We start from the raw sequence: 26,736 nt of genomic DNA, 5'->3' as shown, positions 1-26,736 counted from the left end.
GGCGTCGCCGGTGGAACGCCTGGCGTTCGGCGTCCGTTCGCCGACTTCGGCGGCGCCCCGAACGCCACCAGCCCCACCAGCCCCACCCGGAGCGCCCGGAGCGCCCGGAGCACCGACACCGGCTTCTGGACGTTCACCGACGCCTGCCGGTCCGCGCCGGCCCGGACGGAGTCCGAGCAGCTCGCCCGCCGCAGCCTCTTCGACCACCGTGCCGCGGTCCGACCCGCCCCTCATCTCGCCACCGCCCGGCAGTAGTCCTGGTCTGTGGCGAGCAGGTTGCGGTGGGTGTCCTCGGCGGTGATCACGCCGTCGTCCAGGACGAGGACCCGGTCCGCGGCGTCCAGGAGGGCCGGGCTGTTCGTGATCACGAGGGTGGTCCGGCCCCGGCGCAGCCGCGCGATGTTGCGCGCGATGAGCTGTTCGGTGACGGCGTCGACGGCCGTCGTCGGATCGTGCAGGACGAGAACGTCACTGTCGGCCGCCAGGGCCCGGGCCAGGGACAGCCGTTGGCGCTGGCCGCCGGAGAGGTTCGCGCCGCGGTCGCGGACGGCGTAGTCGAGCCCCTCGCGGTGGAGGGCGACGACATCGGTCAGCAGGGACGCCTCGACGGCCTCGGGGACCGTCCGGCTGCTGCCCGACGGGTCGATGTTGGTGCGGAGCGTGCCCGCGAAGATCTCCGCGTCGTACGGGTTGACCAGCATGTGCTCGCGGACCGCCGCCACCGACAGTCCGGCGATCTCCTGCCCGCCGACCCGTACGGCTCCCTCGTAGGTGTGGGGCGGGACCCGTACGGCCAGGACTGCGGCGAGGTCGGCGGCGGCGCGCGGCTGGTAGGCGGCGATCGCCGTGAAACCGCCCGCCGGGACGTGGAACTCCAGGCCGCGCAGGGCGCCGTGCCGGACACCGTCGACCTCCAGGTCACCGCCGGCGGCCGGGCGCCGCGGTCCCGGGACGGAGACCGGGGGCGCGGTCAGCACCAGCGCCATCCGCTCGGCCGACGCCCGCGCCATCATCACGTACCTGGGCATGTCCGAGAACATCTTCAGCGGTTCCATGATGAACTGCGCCAGCCCCACGGCCATGACGAGCTCGCCGACGGTGATGCGGCCGTCGAAGGCGAGCAGGCCTGCCGTCAGGGTCACGGCCACGGCCAGGGCGGCGTTGAGGGCGGCGGCCGTGCCGGCGTACGCGCCGTTCACCCCGGCCACGGTGACCGCCTGGTGCTTCGCCTCGGTACTGACCTTCCGGTAGGCCCCGAAGGCCGCGTGGTTGCCGCCGAAACCGTGCAGCGGGCGCAGCCCGGTGATCAGATCGGCGACCTTCGCGCCCGCGCGGGCCACCCGGGCCTGCTGTTCGCGCGTACTGGAGCCGATCCGCCGGGACATCACCGACAGCACCGACAGGATCGCGACGGTGCCGACGATCACCAGCAGGCCGAGCCTGAGGTCCGCGAGCCCCAGGGCGACGGCGGCCACCAGCACCGCGACCAGCGAGCTGATCAGCAGGGGTACGACCTCGATGATGTCGGCCGTCTGGTCGGCGTCCTCGGTGGCGATGGTCAGCACCTCGCCCGACTTCAGGCCCATGTCCCGGGCCACCGGCTGGAGACCGCAGTCCGCGACGCGCACCCGCCAGCGGTGCGCCTCGGTCGTGTTGGCCTTCTGCAGGATGCGCATGCCGAACCGCCAGGACAGCGACACCGTCGTGATGATCACGGCGAGCGCGGCGATCGACAGGACCAGGGCGCGGGGGCCCCGGTCCTGCATCGTGTGCTCCACGATCAGGCCGAGCGCGATGGGGAAGGCCGTCTCGCCGGCCTGGTACAGGCCCATGAGGAGGGTGCCCCAGGCCATGGCGCCGACGTTGCGGCGCAGCGCGATGCGCAGGATGTCGGACCCCGAACGGGCCCGCTGCGTGTCAGGAGTGGTCATCGAGGTGGCGGGCAATCGCTTCCGGGGTGCGCAGGGTGAACAGATCGCGGATCGTGATCACTGGACCGTACTCCCGGCGGAGCAGGCCGATCAGCCGCACCGCCAGCATGGAGTGTCCGCCGAGGGACACGAAGTCGCTCACCGCGCTCACCTCGTCGTCGTCCAGGTCCAGGGCTTCCGCGAAGAACGCGCAGACGGCCGTCTCCGTCTCCGTCTCCGGGCCGCGCTCGTCCGCCGTGGTCAGCGCGCCCAGCGGCCGGGCCTCGGGCAGTGCCCTGGTGTCGGCCTTCCCGTTCACCGTCAGCGGGATGGCGTCGACCCGGGCGTAGTGGGTCGGGCGCAGGAAGTCCGGCAGTGTGGAGCCCACTTCGGCGGCGACCGCGGCCAGGTCCCCGCCGTCGTCCAGGACGAGGTAGGCCGCCAGCCGGTACGCGCCGTCCACCTGCGGATCGGGCTGGGCGACGGCGGCGACGAACCGGACCTGCGGGTGCGCGGCGAACGCGGCCTCGACCTCCCCCGGTTCGACGCGGTGTCCGCGGATCTTGACCTGCTGGTCGGTGCGGCCCAGGTACGCCAGGTTGCCGTCGGGCCGCCGCGCCACCAGGTCTCCGGTGCGGTACATCCGCTCGCCTGGTTCGCCGAACGGGCAGGCCACGAACCGGTGCGCGGTCTGCCCGGCCTGGCCGAGGTAGCCGCGCGCGATGCCGATGCCCGCCACGTACAGCTCGCCGGGGACCCCGTCCGGCAGGGGGCGGAGCCACGGGTCCAGGACGTGGACGTCGGTGTTGTCGATGGCGACGCCCACCACGGGGTCCTCGCACTCGAAGGTGCCGACGCCGAGGGTGTTGATGGTGTATTCGGTGGGGCCGTAGAGGTTGTATCCGGCCGTGCCCTCGGTCTCGGCGAGCCGCTGCCACAGGGTGGGCGTGACGGCCTCACCGCCCAGCAGGACGAGGGCGGGCCGCCGGTCCGGGTCGTCGAGCAGGCCCTCGGCGACCAGTTGCTGGGCGTAGGTCGGGGTCACGTTGACGACGTCGATCCCGTGCCGCAGGCAGTACTCGACGAGCCGGGGGGCGTCGCGGCGCAGTTCCTCGTCGCAGATGTGCACCTCATGGCCGTCCGCGAGCCACAGCAGTTCCTCCCACGACATGTCGAAGGCGAACGACACGGTGTGGGCGATCCGGAAGACCCGGTGGCCGTGCTCCGCCAGTACCGGCTCGAAGATCCGGCGCTGGTGGTTGATCAGCATGTTGGTCAGGCCCGCGTACTCGGTGACCACGCCCTTGGGCCTGCCGGTCGACCCGGAGGTGTAGATCGTGTACGCGGGGTGCCGCAGGCGGTGCGGGGCGTCGGGGGCGAAGGTCGTGAAGGGCTCGGCCGCGGGCAGGGGCCGGTCGAGCTCGATGAGGTCGCCGGGCGGCAGGCCCAGCCGGGGTGACACGGCACCGACGGTGAGGACGACCTCGGGGCGGGCGTCCGCGACGATCGCGGCGATCCGCTCGTCGGGGTGGTCCAGCTCCAGCGGCACATACGCGGCGCCCGTGCGCAGGACGGCGAACAGCGCCACGATGGAGTCCAGGGAGCGGGGGACGGCGATGCCCACCGTGGTCTCGGGACCGATGCCGCGCCCGGTGAGGACACCGGCGAGGGCGCGGCTGCGGTCCCGGAGGCCGGCGAAGGTCATGGGGTGTCCGTGGGCGACGAGTGCGGTGCGCCCGGGGTCGCGGTCGGCCGCCCGGTCGAACCGGTCGACGACGGTGTCCGTGCCGATGCCGGTGCGCCGGGCGGTTGCGGTCCCCGGCCCGCGACCGCCGAGGGCGCCCACCGGGCCCGTGGCCCGGGCCAGGTCGTCGAGGAGGCGCAGGTAGTCGTCCAGGAGGCGCCGGGCCGCCGGGGTGTCGTGGTCGCGGTACTCAAGTTTGACGGTGAGCCGGTCGCCGGGGGTGACCACCCAGGTGTACGGGTAGTGCGTGGAGTCGTCGGCGCGCACGGCGGTGATGCCGTGGCGGGCGTTCATCTCCGCGAAGGCGTCCAGGTCCAGGAAGTTCTGGAGCACGAACAGGTTGTCGAAGAGGGTGTCGTGTCCGCCGGCCCGCTGGATCTCGCCGAGCCCGATGTGCTCGTGCTCCATCGCCTCGACCCGGGCGGCCTGCACTGCCGACAGGTACTCCCGGACGGTGTCGCCCGGCCGGGCCCGTGTCCACAGGGGGACGGTGTTGAGCAGGACGCCCACGATGCCGGCCAGCCCTTCGCCCTCGCGGCCTGAGACGGTCACGCCGAAGACGGCGTCGCCGCGGCCGGTCCGGGCACCCAGCAGGAGGCCGAGGGCGCCGGTCAGTACGGAGTTCAGGGTGACGCCGTGGGTGCGGGCGGCGTCCCGGAGGAGCTGCGACCGCTCGGGGTCGAGCGTGTGCACGAGGGTGCGGGGCAGGCCGTCGGCGAGGGCCGGGGACGGTCCGGCGAGCAGGGTCGGGCCGGGCAGGCCGGTCAGGTGCCGCGCCCAGAACCGTTCCGCCGCGGCGGGGTCCTTGGCGGCGAGTGCCCGGGCGTGGTCCTCGAAGCTCGGGGAGGCCGGGGCCGGCGCCGTCAGGGTGCCCTTGAGGGCCGCCTCGTAGGCGTCGAACAGGTCGCGCAGGACGATCTCCCGGGACCAGCCGTCCCACAGCAGCAGGTGGTAGCTGAGCAGCAGGCCGTCGCGGCCGTCGGGCCGGCGCACCACGGTCAGCCGGATCAGCGGCGGCCGGTCGGTGTCGAATCCGGTGGCGCGGTCCCGGGCCAGCAGCTCCTCGGCCTCGGCGTCCGTGGCGAGGTCGACCGTGCCGACGTCGACGCGGCGGCCGGCCGCGAGGACCTGCACGGCGCTGCCGTCGTCGTCGGTGGCGAAGCCGGCGCCCACTGCCGGGTGGCGGGCCATCACCCAGGCCATGGCCTCGGCCAGGGCACCGGTGTCCAGGCGCCGGTCGAAGGTGAACCAGCTCTGCGCGACGTAGTGGCCGACCGGTCCGGCCAGCTGGGCCTGGAAGTACAGGCCGCGCTGGAGCGGGGTGACCGGGGCGGTGCGCTCGACGGTGGTGGAGGCGTCGGCGATGTGCCGCAGCGCGTCGCACCAGTACCCGGTGATCTCCTCGGGGACGCCGTCGGCGAGGGTGAAGACGGCGTGCAGGCTTCCGGAGGCCGTGTCCGTCCAGGCGTTGACCTCGACGGCGTAGGGGCTGTGGTCGCCCAGGTCGCCGCCGCTGATGTGCAGGGCGCGTGACTCGTCGCCCCGGCCGAGGTAGTTGAACAGCACCTGCGGGTGGGTGTCCAGCAGCGGGGCCGTCTGCGGGTCGAGGTAGCGGAGCCGGCCGTAGTCGAGGTGGGCGCGGGCGTCCGGCCGGCGTGCGGCGACCTCGCGGGCCGCCGCGACGGGGTCGGTGTGGGCGGTGAGCCGCACGGGCGCGATGGAGGTGAACCAGCCGACGGTACGGGTGTAGTCGTGGTGGGGCAGCACCGGTTCGCGGCCGTGCCGCTCCAGGTCGACCGCGAGGTCGGTGGGCGTGGGCTGGATCCGGGTCAGCGCGGTGCGCAGCGCGCCGCACAGCAGCTCGGTGGGTCCGACGCCGAGTGCGGCGGGGGCGGTGCGGGTGACGAGGTCGCCGACGTCGGGCGGGAGCACGACGGTGGTGTCGCGCGGCGCCCGGACCCGGGGCAGCAGCGGGGGCGCCTGGAGCGTGGCGATCCAGTGCCCGGGGCCGCTGTCGGCCGGGTGGGCCGCGGGATCGGCCAGGGCCCGCGCGTACTCGGCGTAGGGGGTGCTCTGCGGCGCCGGGGGCGTTCCGCGCAGGGCCGCGTCCAGGTCGTCGAGGAGGATCAGCCAGGACACCGTGTCGACGGCGAGGTGGTGCACGGCGACCACGAGGGTGCGGCTCGTCTCCAGCCACGTGAACGCGATGACGTCCCCGGCCTCGGGATCGAGGCGTCCGGCGGCCCCGTCGGCCGCGGCCGCCGGGTCGGAGGTGTCCGCGCGGACGACGCGCACCTCGCGGGCGGGTTCGGTGCGCAGGGCCCATACGCCGTGCTCGGTGCGCAGCCTCAGCCGCAGGGCCGGGTGCGCGGCCACGACGGCGTTCGCGGCGCGCTCGACGTCGGCGAAGGCGGTACCCTCGGCGGCGGTCACGGCCCGGGCCTGGGCGAACCGGGCGAGCGGGCCGCCCAGCAGTCGTTGGCGCAGGATGATCGGGGTCGGTGCCAACGGGCCGTCCTGGGGGGCGGCGGGGACGGCGGGGGCGGGGGGCGCCGTGGTCGGCGGGGTGCTCGCGGCCAGGTGTCCGGCGAGCGCGCGCGGTGTCCTGAGCAGGAACACGTCCCGCGGGGTGATCGCGAGGCTGAGGGTCCGGGCCCGGTTGACGACGGTGATGGCGAGGATGCTGTCGCCGCCGGCCCGGAAGAAGTCGCAGTCGGCGTCCACGGCGGTGCCGGGCAGGGCCTGCGTGAAAACACCGACCAGCGCCGTCAGCGCGCTGTCGTGCGCCACGGCGGCCTCGGCGGCTCCGGCGTGCTCCGGCCCGGTCCCGCCCGCCGCCGTCCGGGCGCGTTCCGCGAGGGCCCGCCGGTCCAGCTTGCCGTTGACGGTCAGGGGCAGGGCGTCGACCGGCAGCACGCGTGCGGGCACCATGTGCGCGGGCAGTTTCGCCGCCAGCGCGCCGGCGAGGTCGCCCGGCGTCCGTCCCACGAGGTGCGCGACGAGGTGGTCGCCGCTGTCCGCCGCGGTGACGGCCACGTCGAGGACGCCGTCGAGTTCCCTGATCGCGGCCTCCACCTCGCCGGGCTCGATGCGGAATCCCTTGAGCTGTACCTGGTCGTCGGCCCGGCCGGTGAACTCCAGCTCGCCGTCGAGGGTGCGACGGGCGAGGTCGCCGGTGTGGTACATGCGGGAGCCGTCGGCGGCGAACGGATCGGCCACGAAGCGGCCCGCGGTGAGCCCGGGCCGGCCCAGGTAGCCGAGGGAGACCTGGTCGCCGGCGACGTAGACGGCGCCCACCCGGCCCGGGGGCACCGGCCGGAGCCGGTCGTCGAGCAGGTGGGTGACCAGGCCGGGCAGGGGGCGGCCGATCGGGCTGACGTCGCCGCCGGAGCGGAAGTCCTCGTCGGTCAGGATCCGGTGGGTGACGTGGACGGTGGTCTCGGTGATGCCGTACATGTTGACGAGCTCGGGCGAGACGGTGCCGTGCCGTTCGACCCAGCCGCGCAGCCGCCCGAGGTCCAGCGCCTCGCCCCCGAAGATGATCCGGCGCAGCGCGGGGAGCGGCTCGGCGGCGTGCCGGTCAGCCTCGATGAACCGGTAGAAGGCGGAGGGGGTCTGGTTGAGCACGGTGACGGCGCGTTCGCGCACCAGCCGGTGGAAGTCGAGAGGGGATCGGGTCAGCGCGTAGTCGGGCACCAGCAGCTCGCCGCCGTGGACGAGGGCGCCCCACAGTTCCCAGACCGCGAAGTCGAAGGAGTACGAGTGGAACTGCACCCATACGTCGCGCGGGCCGAAGTCCATGCCGGGGCGGGTGTTGGCGAGCAGGGTCACGACACCGGAGTGCGGGACCACGACCCCCTTGGGCCGGCCGGTGGAGCCGGAGGTGTAGATGACGTACGCGGGGTCGTGCGGGGCGGCAGCGGGAGCGGCGGGACCCCCGGTGTCCTGCGGCAGCCGTTCCTCCCCCGGTACGAGGACGCGGGCGGGGACGCCCGCCCGGTGCAGCAGCCGCGTGAAGCGGTCCCGGTGCTCCGGGGCGACGAGGACGACCTCGGGAGCGGCGTCGGTCAGGACGTACTCCAGCCGCTCGTCCGGGTGGGCGAGGTCCAGCGGTACGTAGGCGCCGCCCGCCGTGACGACGGCCACGAGCGCGACGACCTGCTCCAGACAGCGCGGTACGGCGACGGCGACGCGCTCTCCCGGTCCGACACCGGCGGCCCGCAGGGTGGCGGCCAGTTCGTCGCGCGCCGCGGCCAGTTCGCCGTAGGTCAGCGAGCGGGTCGCGCCGTCGAGGGCGCACTGGGTGACGGCGGTGGCGGCCGGATCGCGGCGCGCTGCCGCGTCGAAGAGGTCACCCAGGGTGGCCGCTACGGTCGGGGCGGCCCGGGTGGTCTGGGCGGTCCGCCCCGGGTGCCGGGCTTCGGCGTCCCCCGGTGCGGCGACCAGGTCGTCGACCAGGGCGTCCGGCCGGGTGAGGAGGCCGGTGAGGGTACGGGTGAAGGCGGACAGGATCGCCCGGGCCCCGCTCTCCCGCAGGAGCGCGCCGTCGTGGATCAGGTTGAAGCGGGGCCGTCCGTCGGGGACGCGTTCCACCACGAGGGTCAGCGGATAGTGCGGGGCTCCCTCGTTCACAATGCCGGTCACGGACAGGGTGTGGGCGGGCTCGCGCAGGGCCGCGGTGTCGGTCGCGACGTCGAAGACCACCAGGGTGTCGAACAGCGGGCCGGCGCCGGCCCGGCGGCCGATGCGCGCCAGCGACACGTGCTGGTGCGCCAGTACGGCGCTCTGGTGCTCGCGGACCGAGGCGAGCAGTTCCCCGGCGGTGGTGGTGGCGGTCCACCGGGCGCGGACGGGAATGGTGTTGATGAACAGGCCGACCATGTCCTCGATGCCGGGCACGTCCACGTCGCGCCCCGACACGGTGGAGCCGAAGACGACGTCCCGGCCGTGCAGCAGGCCGCCGAGCGCGACCGCCCAGGCACTGTGCACGGCGACGCTCAGGGGCACGCCGGCCGCGCGGGCCCTTTCGTCGAGGTCTGCGTCCGGGTCCGAGGCCGCGTCGGCGAACCGGTCGGAGGGGGTGTGTCCCTCGGCGACCAGGGACGGGCCGGGCAGGCCGGCGAGCTGTTCGCGCCACACGCGGTCGCTCTCCTCCTCGTCCCGCCCGGCGAGCCGGCGTACGTAGTCGGTGAAGCCGCCGACCGGATGGACGGTGCCCGGCGCGTGGTACTCGGCGAGCAGGGCGCGGAGCATCGGGGGCACCGACCAGCCGTCGGCGATGATGTGGTGCACGGTCTGCACCAGGACGGTCCGGCCCGCCCCCGCGCGGATGAGTGTGTAGCGCATGAGGGGGCCGGTGGCCAGGTCGAATCCGGCGCGGCGGTCGCGTTCGGCGTGTTCGCGGATCTCCTCGTCGGTCATCCCGGGCCGGTCCAGGACGGTGAAGGGGGCCTGTACGCCGCTCTCCAGTACGCAGACCACACGGCCGTCGGCGAGCGGCGTGAAACGGGCCGCGAGGTTGGGGTGGAGGGCGAGCAGGCGGGTGGCCGCGGCCGCGAGCCGGCCGGTGTCCACCTCGCCCTCCAGGGTCAGCAGTTGCTGTTCGACGTAGTGGCCGCGGGAGTCGTCGTCGAAGACGGAGTGGAAGTACAGGCCTTCCTGGAGCGGGGTCATCGGCAGGACGTCGCGCAGGGCGGGGCCGTCGAGTTCGTCGACGTCCGCCTGGGTGAGGGCGACCAGGGGGAAGTCGCCGGGGGTGTGGCCGCCGCCGTCGAGTGCGGCGATCGCGGTCAGGGTCTGCTGGAAGTACGCGCCGACGGTCGCGATGTCCTCGTCGGTGAACAGGCCGTCGGGCCAGGAGAGGGTGGTGACCAGTTCGTAGGCACCGGTGGGGCCGGGTTCGGCGATGGCGTTGAACTCCAGAGCCCGCGGCAGGCGCATCCCGGGGTCCCGCCGCTCCCCCAACCAGCCCGTGGAACCGGCCGGTTCCCAGTCGCCGGATGCTCCGGCGGTGAAGCGGCCGAGGTAGTTGAAGAGGACCTGGGGTGCGGGCGCGTCGAACCGGGCGTCGGCCAGGTGGCGCAGGACGCCGTAGGAGAGGCCGCCCCGCGGGACGCGGGCGAGGTCCTCCTTGACGGCCTTGACGGCGGCCGCCAGGTAGTCGGGAGCAGTGAGGTCGTCGGCCGCGCCGGGGTCCACGGTGACCGGGAACAGGGTGGTGAACCAGCCGACGGTCCGGGAGAGTTCCGGTTCGAAGCCGGCGCCGTCCGCCACGAAGCGTGCTTCGCGGCCGTGTCCCTCCAGTTCGACGTGGGCGAAGGTCTGGTCCTGGCCGAGGTCGCGGCGCCACCGGGCGAGCGTGACGGCGAGCGCGGTCAGCAGCACGTCGTTGACGCCCGCGTGGAAGCGGGCGGGAACGTCACCGAGCAGGGCGGCCGTGACCTCGGGGCCGACCAGCACGGTCAGGGTCCGTTCGCGTGCGACGGTGTCGTCCGCGCCGAGGGCGCGTCGGCCCAGGGGTGCGTCCGTACCCGGCAGGGCGCGGTGGAAGTGGGCGCGGTCGTCGTCGAACGCGGCCTGTTCCAGCAGCTGGGTCCAGCGGCGGAAGGAGGTTCCCACCGCCGGCAGCCGGACCGGCACGCCGGTGGAGTACTGCCGCCAGGCGGTGGCGAGGTCCTCCATCAGGATCCGCCAGGACACGGCGTCGATCACCACGTGGTGGGCAACGAGGACGAGCCGGCGGGCGTCGCGGCGCCATACGGCGCGCAGCATGACGCCGCCCGCCGGGTCCAGTGCGGCGGTGGCGAGCGCGACGCATGCGTCGAGCGGCCGGTCGCTCTCCTGCCATCCGGCGGCGGTGCGCTGTCCGGGGGCCGGGACCTCGAATCCCCAGCGGTCGCCGCGCACGAGCCGGGCGCGCAGCATGTCGTGGCGTTCGACGACGGCGGAGAGGATCGTGTCGAGGGCGACGGCGGTCAGGTCCGCGGGGGTGTTCAGCTCCACGGCCTGCACGAAGCCGTCGACGGCGTCGGTGGTCCCGCCGAGCCAGCGCACGATGGGGGATCCGGTGACGGGCCCGGTCGCCACGTCGTCGTGGTCCTCGGCGGCGGCGTCGACGGGGCTCGCCACCGCGGCCAGCGCCCCGAGCACGCTGTGGGTGAAGATCTGCCGGGGTGTGAGGTACAGGCCGGCCTTGCGCAGTGCGCCGAGCAGGGAGATGGCGAGCAGGCTGTCGCCGCCGAGCCGGAAGAAGTCCTGGTCGACACCGGTCCGGTCCAGGTGCAGGAGCGTCGCGACCGCCTCGCACACCAGGTGCTCGTTCTCGGTGGCGGGCGGGGCGAACGGGCCGGTGCCGGAGGCGGGCTCCGGCAGCGCGCCGCGGTCCAGCTTGCCGTTGGCGGTGAGCGGGAACTCCTCCAGGACGACGATGTGGGCGGGCACCATGTACGCGACCATGTGCGCGGCGGCCCAGTCCCGGACCTCCTCGGCCCGCAGGTCCGCGGCTCCGGCGGTGGGGATCACGTAGCCCACCAGGTAGGTGCCGCCCGCGGTGTTCTGCTTCGCGACGACGCAGGTGTGCCGTACGCGGGGGTGTTCCGCGAGGCCGGCCTCGACGTCCTCGATCTCCAGCCGCATGCCGCGGATCTTGATCTGGTTGTCCGCGCGGCCGAGGAAGTCCAGCGATCCGTCCGGGGCGTACCGGGCCAGGTCGCCGGTCCGGTACAGGCGCGAGCCGTCCCCGGCGAAGGGGTCGGCGACGAAGCGGGAGGCCGTCAGGCCCGGGGCGCCCGCGTAGCCGCGGCCCAGGAGGAGGCCGCCCACGTACAGTTCGCCGCCGACGCCGGCCGGGACCGGGCGCAGTTCGTCGTCGAGGACGTAGAGGCGGGTGTTGGGGTTGGCCCTGCCGATCGAGGTGGACAGGCGTTCCGCGGCGCCCCGGTAGATGACGTGGGACACGCCGATCGTCGTCTCGGCCGGGCCGTAGCCGTGGTACATGGGTATGTCGAGCCGGGTGCGGAACCGTTCGTACAGTTCGGGGGTGAGCACTTCGCCGCCGCACCACACGTGCCGCAGGCTGTCCAGCCGTCCGGAGTCGCCCGCGATCTCCAGCAGTACGTCCAGCATCGACGACACCAGGTAGGTGAAGGTGACGCGCTGCGCGGCGATGACGCCGAGGAGGTGGTGGGGGTCGCGTTCGCCGCCGGGCCGCAGGACGACCAGCCTGCCGCCGGAGACCAGCGGCAGGAAGATCTCGTTGATGGAGATGTCGAAGGAGAGCGGCGCCTTGAACAGTGAGGCGTCGTCGGGGCCGAAGCCCAGGATCTCCTCGACCTGCCACAGCAGGCGCTCGCTGATCGCCTCGTGACGGATCATCGCGCCCTTGGGGCGGCCGGTGGAGCCGGAGGTGAAGATCACGTAGGCGAGGGCGTCGCCGGGGGTGGTGATGCCGGGGTCCCCGCCGGGGCGGGAGCCGTGGCGCCAGTCGCCGAGGTCGACGGCCACGGCGGCCGGTTCGCCCGGGGGGTGTTCGCCCGAGCCATTGAGCTGGAGCACGACGCCCGCGTCCTCGATGACGACGGCCCTGCGTGCGGCGGGCCACTGCGGGTCGAGCGGGACGAACGCGGCTCCGGCCCGGAGTACGCCGAGCAGGGCGACCACCATGTCGGCGGAGCGGTCCAGCGAGATGCCGACGACCTGTTCGGCGGTGATCCCGCGGTCGAGGAGGTGGTGGGCGAGCTGGCCGGACAGCTCCGCGACCCGGCCGTAGGTCAGTGCGCGGTGCTCGTCGACGACGGCGACGGCGTCGGGGCGGGTGCGCGCCTGCTCGCGGAACATCTCCACGATGGTGGGGCGGACCCGGTCGGCGCCGGTGTCGTTCCACCGGGCCAGGGTCTCGATGCGGGCCGCCACGCTGGAGGGGGCGACGGTGCCGAGGGGCCGGTCGGGGAAGTCGGCCAGGTCGTCGAGGGCGAGCTGTGCCTCGGCCGGCGGGACGCCGTCCGGGAGGGTGATGCTGCGGGCGTCCGCGCCCACGTTCCAGCCGGTCGCACCGCCGCCGCCGTTGTCGGCCCAGCCGAGGACGTCCGCGAAGAGGGTGCCGGGGGTGAGCTCCATGCCGTCGGGACTGCGGCCGGTCGCCCAGTACGCCAGGGCGATCGAGCACGCCGAGGCGATGGTCCGGTCGCTGTAGTCGCCCGTTCGCCGGCGTACCCCGGCCAGGCGCGTGGGAGACAGCCGCACGAGACGAGCGGTCGGTTCCGTCATAGAAGACTCAACGCCCCTTCAGTGTCCTCAGGTTGTCCCACCCGGTCGCGGGTGGGGCTGGCTTCCCTCGCGCCAGGCGCGCCACAGTCGCGCGTACCGGCCGCCGAGGGCCACCAACTCCTCGTGCGTGCCGTGCTCCACGACGCGGCCCGCGTCGAGCACGGCGATCCGGTCCGCCGCCATGGCCTGGGTCAGCCGGTGCGCGACGAACAGGGTGGTGCGGCCCGCGCAGGCGGCGAGCACGGCCCGTTCGAGCCCGACCGCGCCCTCGCTGCCCGCCTCGGCCGTGGACTCGTCGAGCACCACCACGGGCGAACGGGCCAGTACCAGCCGGGCGAGGGCGATCTGGGCCACCTTGGTGACGTCCAGGCGTTCGCCGCCCTCCCCGACCGTGGTCCGCAGGCCGTCGGGCAGGGCGTCCACCCAGCCCTCGGCACCGACCGTGCGCAGGGCCTCGGTCAGCTCGGCGTCGGTGGCCTGCGGTGCGGCCAGCCGCAGGTCGTCGGCGAGCGGGCCGGAGAACACGTGCGTCTCCTGCGTCAGGATGCTCACCAGGGCCCGTGCACCGGCCTCGTCCAGACCGGCGAGGTCGGTCGGTCCGATGCGGACCGATCCGGTCTGCGGGGTCCCGATGCCCGCGATCAGCGCGGCCAGGGTCGATTTGCCGGCGCCGGTCGCCCCGACCAGGGCGAGGGAGCCACCGGCCGGGATGGTCAGGTCGACGTCCCTCAGGACGGGCTGCTCGGTGCCGGGGTAGGCGAAGGTCAGGCCCTTCACCGTCACCGGGTGGGCCGCGTCGGCCGCCGGTACGACGCCCGGGGCGCCGACCAGCCGGTCCTGGGCGTCCTCGCCCAGCACCCCGACCAGCCGGGTCAGGCTCGCGCCCGACTTCTGCGCCTCGTCGAAGGTGAACATGATGGAGCCCAGCGGGGTGAACAGCCGGTGGAAGAGCAGGGGGGCCGCCGAGACCTCGCCGAGGGTGGCGGCGTCGGCCTCCAGCAGGGCGTACCCGACGAGGATGATGAGGACCAGTCCGATGAACTCGGCCCGGTTCTCCCGGCCGACGAAACGGCCGAAGAGCCGGAACACGTCGATGCCGAGTTCGCGGACCCGCCACGATTCGGTGGTGACCTTCTCCCGGACGGCGCCCTCCAGACGGTAGGCGCGGACCGTGTCGATCCCGTTGAGTCCGCTGATCAGCGCCTGCGCGCGGTCCGCCTGGACGGCCCGCTGCTGCTTGTAGAGGGGCGCGGAGCGGGGCAGGTACCAGCGCAGGGCGAGGGCGTACGCGGGCAGTGCGCCGGCTCCGGCCAGGCCGAGCCGCCAGTCGAGGCCGAACATGCCGAGGGTGGCGATGGCCACGAGCACGCCCGCCGAGAACACGGTGGGGACGGCCGTACGGATGCCCCTGGACAGCACGGCGACGTCGTCGCCGACGCGGGAGAGCACGTCTCCGCGGCCGACCTGCTCGATCCGGGCGCTCGGCATTCCCAGGACCGTCCGGACGGCGCCTTCCCGCAGCCGGGCGAGGAGGTCGGCGCCGAGCCGGCCGACCAGGTAGGTGGACAGGGCGGTGGCCGCCGCGCCGAGGAGCGCGGCGGCCACCATCAGTACGCCCGTGGTGACCAGGATCGAGCGCGGTCCGCCCGCGACCACCCCGTCGACGACCCGGCCGAGCAGGAGCAGCGGGAGCACCTGGAGGGCGGCCCCGGCCACCGTCGTCAGGGCGGTGGCGGCCGTCAGCCAGGGCACCTCACGGCAGTGCGCGGCGACCCAGCGGACGGCCTCGCGTCCGGTCGTGGTCCGCAGGGTGGTCGGGGCGACGAGCGTATCCGTGGTGCTCACACTCAGCCGGCCGACTTGACGAGTTCGTCGATCGCGTAGGGCAGGGAGAGCAGGGTGCCCTGGGACATGGCAGCGCCGACGGCGGGTCCCTCGCTGTCCAGGAGGTAGGAGACCCTGCCGTTCTTGACCGCGTCGAGGTTGGTGAACAGGTCGAACTTCTTCAGCGCCTCCTGGTCCGCCCGGTCGGCGATGACGAAGATGCGGTCGACGTCGACGAGGTCCATGCGTTCGGGGGAGAGCGTGGTGTAGAACTTGCCGTCGGCGATCTTGTCGATCTCCGTCCGGCCCTGGTAGCCGATGCCCGTCACCAGCCGGCCGCGCACGTCGGTGGTGGTGAAGGGGGCCACGGAGTCCTTGTACCAGGACAGTGCGACGGCGGTCTGGTTCGCGAAACCGGGGTGCGCCTGCTTGGCCGCGTCGAGCTTGTCCTGGATGCCCTTGACCAGTTCGGCGCCCTTGGCCTCCTGGCCCAGGGCCTTGGCGATGTGGACCGCGTTGTCCTGCCAGGGGGCGCTGAACGGCTCCTTCTCGGACTTGGTCCGGCCCACCGTCGGAGCGATCCTGGAGAGCTTGTCGTAGGCGGCCCGGTCGATCTCGGAGTAGACCGCGACGATCAGGTCCGGCCGCAGGGCGGCGATCTTCTCGTAGTTCGGGCCGGCGTCGCCGTTGTTCATGACGACCTCGGGGCGGGTGTCACCCCACTTGTCCTTCGTCCAGGGCCACTGGGTGTTGATGTCCGGGCTGGTACCGGGCGGGTTGGGGTACTGGTCGACCATGCCCACCGGCTTGACGCCGAGGGCGAGGATCGCCTGGTCGTCGGTGTAGCCGACGGAGACGACCCGCTGGGGGGCCTTGGCGATCTTCGTGGAGCCGAAGGCGTGCTCCACGGTGACCGGGAAGGTGCCGGCCGCGGCGGCCGGGGCGTCACCGCCCTTCTGCTCGGCCGGGTCCGCCGGGTCGGCACCGCATCCGGCCAGGAGGCCGACCCCGAGCGTCGCGGCGCAGACCGCCAGCGCGGACCGCGCCCGGGGGTTCGTGACTGACGTCCGATGGAGAAGCATCCGCAATCCCTTGCTTTCGTGCTGTCCATTGCGCCCCCGGCCGAGGGCAGCCACACAGTAGCGCGCCCAAGTGAGGCTAGCCTAGCCTTACTTGAACCGTACCTTTGTCCAGCTGATCCGGCCTCACATGGGCGCGGCCGATCGGCACGATGAGCGGCCTGTCCCCCACCGGGTCGTCGATCACCTTGGCACGCAGCCCGAAGGCCTCGTGCAGCGACTCGGCCGTGATCACGTCGCGCGGGTGCCCCTGCGCGAGGATGGATCCCGCCTTCATCACGATGAGGTTGTCGCTGTAACGGGTGGCCAGATTCAGGTCGTGCAGCACCAGGACCACGGTGCATCCGGACTCGTGGAGGTCGTCCACCAGATCGAGCACGTCGATGGCGTGCGCCAGGTCCAGGTACGTCGTCGGCTCGTCCAGCAGCAGCAGATCGGTGCCCTGGGCCAGCGTCATGGAGATCCACACGCGCTGGCGCTGCCCTCCCGACAGGGCGTCGACCGGACGGTCCGCCAGGTCGGCCACCCCGGTCATGGCCAGCGCCCGCTCCACCACGGCGGCGTCGTCCGACGACCACTGCCGCAGCCAGCTCTGGTGCGGATGCCGGCCCCTGGCCACCAGGTCGGCCACCGTGAGCCCCTCCGGGGCCACCGGGGCCTGCGGCAGCAGACCCAGCTTCCGCGCCACGTCCCGGGTCCGGAGCCCGGCGATGTCCTCGCCGTCCAGTACGACGGTCCCCCTGGTCGGCTTGAGCAGCCGCGACAGGGTCCGCAGCAGCGTCGACTTCCCGCAGCCGTTGGAACCGATGATCGTGGTGATCACCCGGGGCGGGACGACCACGTCCAGGTCGTCGATGACGACCCGGCCCCCGTACCCGACCGTGACCCCCCTGGCGGCCAGCCGTGCGGTGTCCCCGCCCCCGGCCGCGCTCCCGGTGACGTGCTGAGTGGCCACGCTTCCCCCTTGGTCCGTGCCTGCCCGAACATGTGTCGATCAACGAAGATTGGCCCGCACCAGGAGGTAGACCAGGAAGGGACCGCCGATCGCGGCCGTGACGACGCCGACCGGCAGGGTCATCGGCAGCGCCGTACGGGCGACCAGGTCCGCACCGGTCAGCAGCAGGGCCCCGGTCAGGCCGGAGGCGACCATCGGCGGCGTCGGGCACCTCGCCAGACGCATCGCGACCTGCGGTGCCACCAGCGCGACGAAGGAGACCGGTCCGGCCGCGCTCACCGCGACGCCCGCCAGCAGCACGGCACACAGCAGCAGGACGCCGCGCACCACCGTGTAGCGGACCCCCAGGCCCGCGGCCACGTCGTCGCCGAGGTGCAACGGCTTGAACTGGAAGGCGGCGCCCGCCACGACGGCCGCCAGGGCGAGCGTGCACCAGAGCGCCACCCGCACGTCGTCCCACGAGCGGTTGTCCAGCGAGCCGATGAGCCAGGCCTGTGCCCGGGCCACGTCCCTGATGTCGGCCGTCACCAGCAGCCAGGTCGTGATCGCCTCCATCACCGCGCTCACGGACAGGCCGATGAGGATGAGCCGGAAGCCGTCGATCCCGCGCCGCCACGCCAGGAGGTACACCAGGAGCCCCGTACCGAGACCACCCGCAAGAGCTGCACCCGACAGGCCCACGGAGTTGACGACCGCCGTGGCGGTCCCGCCCGACACCGTCACCAGGAACACCGCGACCGCACCGGCGCCCCAGGTGATCCCGAGGATGTCCGGGCTGGCCAGCGGGTTGCGCGCGACGGACTGGGTGATCGCCCCGGACATGCCGAGCGCGACGCCCACGACACACCCGGCCAGCGCCCGCGGCATCCGCAGGTCCATGACCACGAACTCGTCCACCTGCTCGCCCCGGCCCAGGATCGTGGCGACCACCTGGGGCAGGCCGATCGGGAAGTCCCCGACGCCGATGGACAGGCAGAAGAGGAGGAACGTCGCCGCCGCCAGCAGGAGGGTGACGCAGACGGGCCACGGCCGCCAGACGAACGACACCCCGCCGAGCCGCACACCCGGGGCCACCGAAGGCTTCACTCGGGTCCCGGTCATGCGCTCTTGAACTTTCCGCGCCACACCAGCACCGCGAAGAAGGGGGCGCCCAGGAGGGCCACGACGACACCCGCGTCCAGCTCGCCCGGCCGGACCAGCAGCCGCCCGGCGATGTCGCAGAGCAGCAGGACGACGGCGCCGAGCAGGCCTGCGTACGGTACGAGCCAGCGGTAGTCCGGCCCGGTCAGGTAGCGGGCCACGTGAGCCACCATGAGCCCGAGGAACGCGATGGAGCCGCACGCCGCCGTCGCGGCCCCCGCCAGCAGGGTGATGGCGACGATGCCGATGGTCCGGTTCAGCGCGATGTTGACGCCCAGGCCCCGGGCCACGTCGTCGCCCAGGTTGAGCAGATTGACGGCGGGCAGCGTGGTCAGTGCCAGGACCAGCCCGGCCGCGACGAAGGCGGTCACCGGCCAGATGACGCCGAAGCCGACGCCGGCCACCGAGCCCGCGTTCCAGAAGCGCAGCGCGTTCAGCGACGCCTTGTCGGACAGCGCGACCGCCGTGGTCATGGCCGCGAGGAACACGGTGACCCCCTGTCCTGCCAGCGCCAGCGTCAGGGGGTTGCCCGCTCCCCGGCCGATGCTCGCCAGCCCGAACACCACGACACCGGCGACCGCCGCCCCGGCGAAGGCGAACCAGACGTACTGGAACGGGTTCGCGAAACCGAAGACGGCGATCACCGAGACCACGGCGAACGAGGCCCCCGCGTTGACTCCGAGCAGGCCGGTGTCGGCGATCGGGTTGCGCGTGTACCCCTGGATCAGCGCCCCGCCGACCCCGAGTGCCACTCCGGCGACGGTGGCGAGCACCGTACGGGGGATCCGTACGGTCTGGACGATGAGCCGGATCTCGGTGAGCCGGTGGTCGGCGCCGGGCCCGGCGGTCAGCCCGTACCAGACCTCGGACGGCGTCAGCCCGCGCGCACCGACGCCCAACGACACCACCATCGCGGTCAGGAGGATCAACACGAGGGCGAGCGAACCGACCACCCGCCGCTTCCGCGCCCTCGTCGTGCCCGTGGGGACGGGGCGTTCGAGTGCAAGCGTGCCCATGTCGCCGTACGTCATCCCTTCGTCAGCGGGCGGCGCCGCCGGTGCCCCCGGCGACCGTGCGGACCTCGTCGGCCCCGGATTTCAGGCCCCGCCCGAGGAGGGAGTCGAGGATTTCGCCCACCCTGACGGCCGTGTTGGACAGCAGGGACGAGGTGATGCCGTGCGTGTGCTCCGTACCGCCCTGCACGTAGATGCCGCACCGCAGTGCGGGATCGGTCGCGATGCGGTAGTCGCGCTCGACCCGGACGCGGCCCGCGTTGTCGCGCAGGCACCGTTCGGCGACGTCACCGAGCAGGCCGAGGGGGTCGGCCGGGCGGTATCCGGTCGCGAAGACCACGACGTCCGCGTCCAGGGGGGTCTCCTCACCGGTGACGAGGGACTGCACGGTCGTGCGGACTCCCCCGGGGGTCTGCCTGACGTCCGTCAGCCGGGAGACGTTGAGGAAGCGGAGTCGCTCGGTGCCCAGGACCTTCTCCTGGTACATCTGCCGGTAGAGGTCGTCGATCAGGTCGATGTCCACCACGGAGTAGTTGGTGTTGCCGTGGTAGTCCATGAGCCGGCGCTTGACGTCCTCCGGCGCCGCGAAGAACTCGCCCACGGCCTGCGGGTCGAAGATGCGGTTGGCGAAGCCGCTGTCGTCGGCGGGGCTGTAGCCGTAGCGGGAGAAGACGGCGCAGACCTCGGCCCCGGGGAACCGGCGGTGGAGGTAGGCGACGTTCTCGGCGGCGCTCTGCCCGGCGCCCACCACGATGAACCGGGAAGGGACGGCGCCGTCCAGGCCGTCGACCTTCGTCAGCAGGTCGCAGTTGTGCCAGATGCGGTCGGTGCGTTCCACGCCGTCCGGCATGAAGGGGCGCAGGCCCGTTCCTATGACGACGTTGCGGGCCCGGTGGAGTGCGAGTCCCTCCCCGGAGCGGACCGTGATGTCGAGGTGCTCCACCGTTGCGTCCCGGGTCACGGGGGTGATCCCGACGACCTCGTGTCCGTAGGACACCATGGCGTCGACCTTGTCCGCGGCCCACTCGAAGTAGTCGTGGAACTCCACGCGGAGCGGGAAGAGGTTCTTGTGGTTGATGAAGTCGACCAGCCGTCCCTTGCTCTTGAGATAGCACAGGAAGCTGAAGTCGCTCGCGGGGTTCCGCAGCGTCACCAGGTCCTTGAGGAAGCTCACCTGCATGGTCGCGTCGTCGATGAGCATGCCGCGGTGCCAGCCGAAGCGGGGCTGCTGCTCGAAGAAGCGGGCGCTGACCGCCTCCTGTCCGCCGACGCGTGAGTTGTGCTCGCTGACCGCGATGGCCATGGCCACGTTGGACGGCCCGAAGCCGATGCCAATGAGGTCGTGGACCACCGGGGCTTCGCCAGGACGAACCTGTGCCATGTCACTCCCATCCTGCGAGGGCGGCCTTCCCGCCGTGGGGACGGGCGGCCGTCGGCCGCGTACCGGCCGGCACGGAATGCGGGCATGCCGACGGAACCACGACCATGAGACTTAGGCAAGGCTAAGCTGATCCGGACGACACTGTCGATAGGTAAAACGGGCGGTCACCCTTCCGAGTGATCTCCAACTCCCTTGCAGATAAGGGTCATTGCAGGCTTAGGCAAGCCTTGCTTTACTCGACATGACCAACCCCCTGCCCTGAGGAGGAACCCCATGCGGGTCGTCATGTTCGGTTACCAGACCTGGGGGCACCGCACCCTGCAAGCCCTCCTGGACTCCGAGCACGACGTGGTGCTGGTCGTGACGCACCCCAGGAGCGAGCACGCCTACGAGAAGATCTGGAGCGACTCCGTCGCCGACCTCGCCGAGGAGCACGGGGTCCCGGTACTGCTCCGCAACCGCCCGGACGACGACGAGCTGTTCGCGCGCCTGAAGGAGGCGGACCCGGACATCATCGTGGCCAACAACTGGCGGACCTGGCTGCCCCCGCGCGTCTTCGGCCTCCCGCGCCACGGCACCCTGAACGTGCACGACTCGCTGCTGCCGAAGTACGCCGGGTTCTCGCCCCTGATCTGGGCGCTGATCAACGGAGAGACCGAGGTGGGCGTCACCGCCCACATGATGAACGACGAACTCGACGCGGGGGACATCGTGCGGCAGGAGGCCGTACCGGTGGGTCCGAAGGACACCGCCACCGACCTCTTCCACCGCACCGTCGACCTCATCGCGCCCGTCACCGTCGGCGCGCTGGACCTCATAGCCTCCGGGCAACGGGAGTTCGTCCGCCAGGACCGGTCGCGGGCCAGCTTCTTCCACAAGCGCTCCGTCGAGGACAGCCGCATCGACTGGACCTGGTCCGCGCAGGAGCTCGACCGTCTGGTGCGCGCCCAGTCCGAGCCGTACCCGAGCGCGTTCACCTTCCACCGCGGCAGGCGGATCGAGGTCCTGGCCGCCTTCGTGTCGCGGGGCCGGTACGGCGGCACGCCCGGCCGCGTCTTCTACCGCGAGGGTGACGGCGTGGTGATCGTGGCGGGCGCCGACGCCCGCTCCGGCCGCAACCACGGGCTGGCCATCACCCGGGTGCGGACCGAGGACGGCCGTGAGCTGCCCGCGACCGAGTACTTCACCTCCATGGGCGGATACCTGACCGCCCGCCCCTGACCCGCCCCCGGTACGCCACGGCCGGGGTGCGCCGGGCACCACCCCGACGCACCCCGCTCGGCGCCCGCCGCCCGCCGCCCGCCCCTCGGCCCGGCGGCGGATCCGCGGGAACCGGACCGGGATCGCATCCGACCACCTGCGCGGAACGGGCGGGGCGGTGGCTCCGTGAGCGAATCCTCGGATCAGGGAATGGCGATGGCCGAAGAACAGCAGTCCGCAGTCCAGGCGCCCGCGACCACGGAGCGGTGGGGCCCTCCCCCGGCGCTGACCGGCTTCGTGGTACTGCTCCTCGCGATGTTCACCCTCGCGTACGGGGTGGGGGCGGCGGCCGGTCCGGTGGCGCCCGGCATGCGGAGCACCGTCGGCGACGCGGGTTCCGCCGAGCCGGGCGGCCGCGGGGACATGGGTGGCATGACCGGCGGCATGACCGGCATGAGCGGCGGTGGGCGATGACACCGGAGAGCGGCACGGTCACCGGGCTGACGACCACCGACCTCGTCGTGCGGGGCATGACCTGCGCGGCCTGCGTGAACCGGGTGGAGAAGCGGCTGTCCCGCATCGACGGGGTGACGGCCTCGGTCAACCTCGCCACCGGCCGGGCCCGCGTCCACCACCCGGCGCAGGTCACCCCCGGCGAACTGCTGGCGGCGGTCGAACGGGCCGGGTACGAGACGGAGCTGGTGCCGCCACCCGCGTCACGGACCACTCCCCCGGCCTCCACCGGCCCCGGTGCCCCCGGCGCTCCGGCCGACCCGGACGCCCCTGACGCCCCTGACGCCCCTGACGCCCCTGACGGTCCGGCCCGTGAGGAGGCCCGCAAGGACCGCGAACGCCTCCTGATCACCACGCTCCTCTCCTCGCCCGTCCTCCTCCTGTCGATGGTGCCCGCCCTGCAGTTCCGCAACTGGCAGTGGCTGTGCCTGGTACTGGCCGCCCCCGTGGTCGTCTGGAGCGCCTGGCCGTTCCACGTACGGGCGGCCCGCGGCCTGCGGCACGCGGCGGCCACCATGGACACCCTGGTCTCGATCGGCGTCGTGGCGTCCTTCGCCTGGTCCCTGTACGCGCTGTTCCTCGGCGGCGCGGGTGACCCCGGCATGCGGATGCCGTTCAGCCTCCTCCCGCAGGCCGGAACGGAGGTCGCACACGTCTACCTGGAAGCGGCCGTCGCCGTTCCCCTCTTCGTGCTCACCGGCCGCCACCTGGAGGCACGCGCCCGGCGCGGCACGGGTGCGGCCCTGCGCTCCCTCGCCGGCCTGGCCGCCAAGGACGTGACCGTGCGCGAGGACGGCAGGGAACGCCTCCTGCCCATAGCGGAACTCCTCCCGGGGCAGGGTTTCGTGGTCCGGCCCGGGGAGCGGGTCGCCACCGACGGCGTCGTGGTCTCGGGGAACTCGGCCCTGGACCTGTCGCTGATCACCGGGGAGAGCGATCCCGTCGAGGTGGGACCCGGCCGGGCGGTGGTGGGCGGCGCCGTCAACATGGGCGGGCTGCTCGTCGTACAGGCCACGGCGGTCGGTGCCGACACCCGGCTGGCCCGGATCACCCACCTGGTCACCGAGGCCCAGGCGGGCAAGGCGCGGGCCCAGCGCCTCGCCGACAAGGTGGCGGGCGTGTTCGTCCCGGCCGTGCTGTCCCTGGCCGTCACCGTGCTCGGCTTCTGGCTCGGCGCCGGAGCCGACCCCCAGGCGGCCGTGACCGCGGCGGTGGCGATCCTCGTCGTGGCCTGCCCGTGCGCTCTGGGCCTGGCCACGCCCACCGCGCTCATGGCCGCCACCGGCCGCGGCGCCCGTCTCGGGATCCTGGTACGGGGGCCGCAGGCGCTGGAGGCCCTGCGGCACGTCGACGTGATCGTGCTGGACAAGACGGGCACCCTCACCACCGGCCACATGTCCGTCGTACGGGTCACGGAGACGGCCGGGGGGATGGGCCGGGACGCGGCCCTCCGGCTGGCCGGGGCGGTGGAGCAGGGCTCCGAGCACCCGCTGGGCCGCGCGGTGCTCTCGTACGCCCAGCGCTCGGCCGCGGGCCCGCTGCCGGGGGTCCTCGGCTTCCTGGCCGTCCCCGGCAGCGGCGTGACGGGAATCGTGGAGGGCCGCCGCGTGGAGGTGCGCACTCCGGGCGAGGGGCTGCCCGCCTCGCTGGCGCAGGCACTGGCCGAGGCGGAGGCCGCCGCGCTCACCCCGGTCCTGGTCCGGGTGGACGGCTTCGACGAGGCGCTGATCGCGCTGGGCGACGTCCTGCGGCCCGGCAGTTACCGGGCGGTGGACCGGCTGCGTCGCCTCGGCGTGGAACCGGTCCTGGCGACCGGCGACCGGGAGACCACCGCGCGGGCCGTCGCCCGCGAGCTGGGCATCGCACAGGTCCACGCCCGCTGCACGCCGGAGGGCAAGGCGGCGCTGGTACGGGAGCTGCGCGGCGGGGGCCGCCGGGTCGCCGTGATCGGGGACGGGGTCAACGACGCCGCGGCCCTGGCGGAGGCCGATCTCGGGATCGCGATGGGCAGCGGCACGGACGTGGCCATCGGCGCCGCCGACGTGACCCTCGTACGGGGCGACATCGAGGCGGTCGCCGACGCGGTCCGCCTCGCGCGCCGCACCCTGGCGACGATCCGGCTCAACCTGGTATGGGCCTTCGGCTACAACGCGGTGACCGTCCCCCTGGCGGCCGTGGGGCTGCTGGGCCCCATGCTCGCCGCCGCCGCGATGTCCGCGAGCTCGCTGCTCGTGGTGGCCAACAGCCTGCGCCTGCGCACCTGGCAACCCGCGCCGAAACCCCTCGGTACCCCCGTCCGGAAGGCTTCCCGTTGATGAACGACCTCCTCCGGACGGTGGACCAGTCGGTGCGCAGGACCGTCCACCGGGCGCTGCGCCGGGCCGTGACGGCGGCGGAAGGCCGCACGCCCGACCCTCGGAGCCTGCGCGACGGGCTGCTCGCCGTACTGGTCCCCGTGACCGCCTGTCTGACGATGCTGGTGGGCCTGACGGCCTGGACGAAGGCGGGTGCCGCGGGCAGCCCGGCGCGGATCGACGTCGGCGCGGGCAGGGTCCTGGTCCCGCAGGCCGGGAAGGAGCACACGGCTGCCTTCTTCCGGATCGCCAACACCGGTGACTCCGACGACCAGTTGGTGTCGGTCACCTCACCGGCCGCCGACGGGATCGTGCTGAACCGCCACGAGCGCGGCGGGGAGGCCGGCGACACGGTGCGGGCGCGGGCGGTCCCGTCGGCGAACATCCCGGCGGGCGACTTCCTCGTGATGACACCGGCCACCCTGGACCTGACGATCCGGGTGAAGGCCCGCCACCGGGTGGGCGATGCCATCCCGTTCGTCCTGCACTTCCGCCGCAGCGGAGCGGTGGACGCCGTGGCGTTCGTGGTGCGGCCCCTCGGCTGAGGCCGGGGCGCGGGTACCGTCACCCGGTGGAACCAGTGGCGCGCTGCGGTGCGGGCCGTGGCGGCCGGTGAGGACAGAGCGGCGGGGTGGGCTTAGCGTGGCAGGTGGGACGTCGGCCACCGCCGGCGAACGGCAGACGTCACGGCAGGAGGGTCGGCCATGGGTACGGTGCACGGCGACGCGGAAGCCTACGAGGTGGTCTTCGCCGCGGCGGACGGCGTCGGGGAGGACGTCGTCCGGATGACCCGGACCAGCGCGGCGGGACCCGGCGGGCACCCCGTGTACGAGGACGCCACCGGTATCGTCCGGGCCGAGATCAGCGGCGGCGGCGAGGTACGGGTGCTGGCGACGGGCGGGGGCCAGCAGCCGGCCCGCGTCCTGCGGGCTCGCGCCGTGTCCTGACCCGCCACGCGGCGCCCGGGGGCGTCGCCGCGTGGCGGGCGGGACCTCGCGGACGCGGGCAGGCGTGAGGCGTTCGGCGGGTGCGGGCGTCGTATCCGGGGTCGGCGATGACGCGGATGAGGACGAGGATATGCAGGTCGCCGGACTGCCACTGGCCGGCCGTGATGGACCTGGCCGCTGTCGGCGGCGGCGGGGATCAGCGGATCTGGTGGGAACGGATGCGGGCCAGCCAGCCGAGGGTGACGGCGATCAGGCCCAGGAGCACGGCGACGTAGGCTCCGCCGAGTCCGTTGCCGGTGCCCAGACCGCCCTCGGCCGTGGCGGCGACCGTCCCGCCGACGGCCGCCGCGATCAGGCCCGTCACGAGGGCGGTCAGCGCTCCGTTCCGTCTGGCCCAGGCGGCGACGGGACCCTTGCCGGTGGTGCGTGTCAGGGCCATGCCTCCGCACACCGAGCCGATCAGGCCGGTCAGCGCCGAGAGGGAGGCTCCGATCCGGCCGACGCTCAGGGTGAGGACGTCGGCGGCGACCGGCGTGGCCGACGCGGCGGTGGCGGGTCCGGCCAGCGCGAGAGCGGCGATCAGGACTGCGGCGGCAACGGAGAGCGAGGAGCGGGTGGACATGGCGTGATGCGTCCCTTCCGGGATGGTCTGAACGGACCGGGCGGCGCTCGGACGACGCCGACGGTGGCGATGCGAGGCGATGTCGGATTGGGGTGGCCGGCCGTGGCGGCGTGCAGGCTGTGCCTCCCGGGCGGGTTCGCCGCGGGCCCCGTCTCGTCGGACGGTTACGAGCCGGTGGCCGGGCGTAGTGGCGAGCGGGGGGAGAGTGCGCGGACGAGGGCGAGGGCGCTGAGGGCGAACATGAGCACGCCCAGGGGGACGTGCAGCGATGCCACGTGGGCGATACCGAGGGCGACCTGGGCGGAGGCGAGGAGGAGGAAGCCGGTGGAGTACAGGACGGGGCGGGGGGATCCGCCGCCCGGGCGCCAGGCCAGGACCGTGGCGAGCACGTAGAGCATGGCGGCCGCGTACATCACCTTCGATCCGTAGTCGTGCAGTGTGTAGGCGCGGGACGAGGTCAGCAGCAGGCCGGCGGTGGACGCCTGGAAGAACAGGGCCAGGGTCTGCAGCACTGCTGCGGTCTTGAGGAAGGTCTCGCCGTGAGGCGTGGTGGTGGTCGCCTGTCCGGGCACGGTGTGTGCTTCCCTTCGTCGTGTGCTGTGGTCGGCGAATCGCCGGGGTGTTCGATCGCAGGGGGTGGCTTGCCGATCAGGCCGGGCTCGCGGGTCCGGCCCGATCGACAGGACAGCCCCTAACGGGTGAGTGGGGTCTCGGAGTCGAGGTGGGTGAGCTTTTCGGGGTTGCGGACGAAGTAGAGGCCGGTGATGCGGGTGTTCTCGACGCGGACGGC

At 73.4% G+C, this 26,736-nt stretch carries 15 protein-coding genes and 1 pseudogene; 5 read left to right on the top strand and 11 right to left on the bottom strand.

Annotated features, from left to right (window positions below; translation table 11 throughout):
• Positions 1-230: 230 nt before the first annotated feature.
• The 8 genes from ACIPXC_RS32550 to ACIPXC_RS32515 all read right to left on the bottom strand — a co-directional run bounded on the left by ACIPXC_RS32550 (position 231) and on the right by ACIPXC_RS32515 (position 20,310).
• Positions 231-1,931, bottom strand: a complete 1,701-nt coding sequence (locus ACIPXC_RS32550; RefSeq protein WP_401625382.1) for an ABC transporter ATP-binding protein — start codon at positions 1,929-1,931, stop codon at positions 231-233.
• On the bottom strand, positions 1,918-12,918 hold the full coding sequence (locus tag ACIPXC_RS32545; protein ID WP_401625379.1) for an amino acid adenylation domain-containing protein: 11,001 nt from the start codon (positions 12,916-12,918) through the stop codon (positions 1,918-1,920). The genes ACIPXC_RS32550 and ACIPXC_RS32545 overlap by 14 nt, the downstream gene beginning before the upstream one ends.
• Before the next feature lie 27 nt (positions 12,919-12,945).
• Positions 12,946-14,763: an ABC transporter ATP-binding protein gene (locus ACIPXC_RS32540; protein ID WP_401625376.1), complete on the bottom strand. Its 1,818-nt coding sequence runs from the start codon at positions 14,761-14,763 to the stop codon at positions 12,946-12,948.
• Positions 14,764-14,765: 2 nt separating this feature from the next.
• Positions 14,766-15,824, bottom strand: coding sequence for an iron-siderophore ABC transporter substrate-binding protein (locus ACIPXC_RS32535; protein WP_401625373.1), 1,059 nt, complete (start codon positions 15,822-15,824; stop codon positions 14,766-14,768).
• A 76-nt stretch (positions 15,825-15,900) separates the two neighbouring features.
• Positions 15,901-16,776 (bottom strand): ABC transporter ATP-binding protein, encoded by an 876-nt coding sequence (locus ACIPXC_RS32530; protein ID WP_401625371.1) that lies wholly within the window; start codon positions 16,774-16,776, stop codon positions 15,901-15,903.
• A gap of 39 nt (positions 16,777-16,815) precedes the next feature.
• Positions 16,816-17,877 carry a FecCD family ABC transporter permease gene (locus ACIPXC_RS32525; protein ID WP_401625368.1) on the bottom strand — a complete coding sequence of 354 codons (1,062 nt, stop codon included), beginning with the start codon at positions 17,875-17,877 and terminating at the stop codon, positions 16,816-16,818.
• A complete protein-coding gene (locus tag ACIPXC_RS32520) occupies positions 17,874-18,932 on the bottom strand; it encodes a FecCD family ABC transporter permease (RefSeq protein WP_401625365.1) in 1,059 nt (352 codons plus the stop codon). The genes ACIPXC_RS32525 and ACIPXC_RS32520 overlap by 4 nt, the downstream gene beginning before the upstream one ends.
• A gap of 22 nt (positions 18,933-18,954) precedes the next feature.
• Positions 18,955-20,310 (bottom strand): lysine N(6)-hydroxylase/L-ornithine N(5)-oxygenase family protein, encoded by a 1,356-nt coding sequence (locus tag ACIPXC_RS32515; protein ID WP_401625362.1) that lies wholly within the window; start codon positions 20,308-20,310, stop codon positions 18,955-18,957.
• 273 nt (positions 20,311-20,583) lie between these two features.
• Between ACIPXC_RS32515 and ACIPXC_RS32510 the strand changes: the two genes are divergently transcribed.
• The 5 genes from ACIPXC_RS32510 (at position 20,584) to ACIPXC_RS32490 (ending at position 25,324) form a co-directional block, all read left to right on the top strand.
• Positions 20,584-21,531: a methionyl-tRNA formyltransferase gene (locus tag ACIPXC_RS32510; protein WP_401625359.1), complete on the top strand. Its 948-nt coding sequence runs from the start codon at positions 20,584-20,586 to the stop codon at positions 21,529-21,531.
• Positions 21,532-21,726: 195 nt separating this feature from the next.
• Entirely contained in the window at positions 21,727-21,984 is a 258-nt protein-coding gene (locus tag ACIPXC_RS32505; protein WP_401625356.1) for a hypothetical protein, read from the top strand.
• A complete protein-coding gene (locus ACIPXC_RS32500; protein WP_401625353.1) occupies positions 21,981-24,338 on the top strand; it encodes a heavy metal translocating P-type ATPase in 2,358 nt (785 codons plus the stop codon). The genes ACIPXC_RS32505 and ACIPXC_RS32500 overlap by 4 nt, the downstream gene beginning before the upstream one ends.
• On the top strand, positions 24,338-24,922 hold the full coding sequence (locus ACIPXC_RS32495) for a copper chaperone PCu(A)C (RefSeq protein ID WP_401625350.1): 585 nt from the start codon (positions 24,338-24,340) through the stop codon (positions 24,920-24,922). The genes ACIPXC_RS32500 and ACIPXC_RS32495 overlap by 1 nt, the downstream gene beginning before the upstream one ends.
• A 159-nt stretch (positions 24,923-25,081) precedes the next feature.
• A complete protein-coding gene (locus tag ACIPXC_RS32490) occupies positions 25,082-25,324 on the top strand; it encodes a DUF6296 family protein (protein WP_401625347.1) in 243 nt (80 codons plus the stop codon).
• Between the two features lie 196 nt (positions 25,325-25,520).
• On the opposite strand, the gene ACIPXC_RS32485 is transcribed toward ACIPXC_RS32490, so the two are convergent.
• From ACIPXC_RS32485 to ACIPXC_RS32475, 3 genes and pseudogenes are all read right to left on the bottom strand, one after another.
• Positions 25,521-25,946, bottom strand: a complete 426-nt coding sequence (locus ACIPXC_RS32485) for a DUF6223 family protein (RefSeq protein ID WP_401625344.1) — start codon at positions 25,944-25,946, stop codon at positions 25,521-25,523.
• Between the two features lie 164 nt (positions 25,947-26,110).
• On the bottom strand, positions 26,111-26,518 hold the full coding sequence (locus tag ACIPXC_RS32480; RefSeq protein WP_401625341.1) for a hypothetical protein: 408 nt from the start codon (positions 26,516-26,518) through the stop codon (positions 26,111-26,113).
• A gap of 119 nt (positions 26,519-26,637) precedes the next feature.
• Positions 26,638-26,736: pseudogene (locus ACIPXC_RS32475) on the bottom strand (RNA polymerase subunit sigma-24); the annotation flags it as partial.

Origin of the sequence: Streptomyces sp. NPDC090021 (assembly GCF_044748225.1) — a bacterium.
Lineage (GTDB): Bacteria > Actinomycetota > Actinomycetes > Streptomycetales > Streptomycetaceae > Streptomyces.
This window is presented reverse-complemented; position numbering and strand designations above follow the sequence as displayed.

Coding starts and splice junctions, on each gene's coding strand:
- ACIPXC_RS32550 (WP_401625382.1), bottom strand. CDS start 1,931: ATGACCACTCCTGACACGCAGCGGGCCCGTTCGGGGTCCGACATCCTG.
- ACIPXC_RS32545 (WP_401625379.1), bottom strand. CDS start 12,918: ATGACGGAACCGACCGCTCGTCTCGTGCGGCTGTCTCCCACGCGCCTG.
- ACIPXC_RS32535 (WP_401625373.1), bottom strand. CDS start 15,824: ATGCTTCTCCATCGGACGTCAGTCACGAACCCCCGGGCGCGGTCCGCG.
- ACIPXC_RS32525 (WP_401625368.1), bottom strand. CDS start 17,877: ATGACCGGGACCCGAGTGAAGCCTTCGGTGGCCCCGGGTGTGCGGCTC.
- ACIPXC_RS32520 (WP_401625365.1), bottom strand. CDS start 18,932: ATGGGCACGCTTGCACTCGAACGCCCCGTCCCCACGGGCACGACGAGG.
- ACIPXC_RS32515 (WP_401625362.1), bottom strand. CDS start 20,310: ATGGCACAGGTTCGTCCTGGCGAAGCCCCGGTGGTCCACGACCTCATT.
- ACIPXC_RS32510 (WP_401625359.1), top strand. CDS start 20,584: ATGCGGGTCGTCATGTTCGGTTACCAGACCTGGGGGCACCGCACCCTG.
- ACIPXC_RS32505 (WP_401625356.1), top strand. CDS start 21,727: ATGGCCGAAGAACAGCAGTCCGCAGTCCAGGCGCCCGCGACCACGGAG.
- ACIPXC_RS32500 (WP_401625353.1), top strand. CDS start 21,981: ATGACACCGGAGAGCGGCACGGTCACCGGGCTGACGACCACCGACCTC.
- ACIPXC_RS32495 (WP_401625350.1), top strand. CDS start 24,338: ATGAACGACCTCCTCCGGACGGTGGACCAGTCGGTGCGCAGGACCGTC.
- ACIPXC_RS32490 (WP_401625347.1), top strand. CDS start 25,082: ATGGGTACGGTGCACGGCGACGCGGAAGCCTACGAGGTGGTCTTCGCC.
- ACIPXC_RS32485 (WP_401625344.1), bottom strand. CDS start 25,946: ATGTCCACCCGCTCCTCGCTCTCCGTTGCCGCCGCAGTCCTGATCGCC.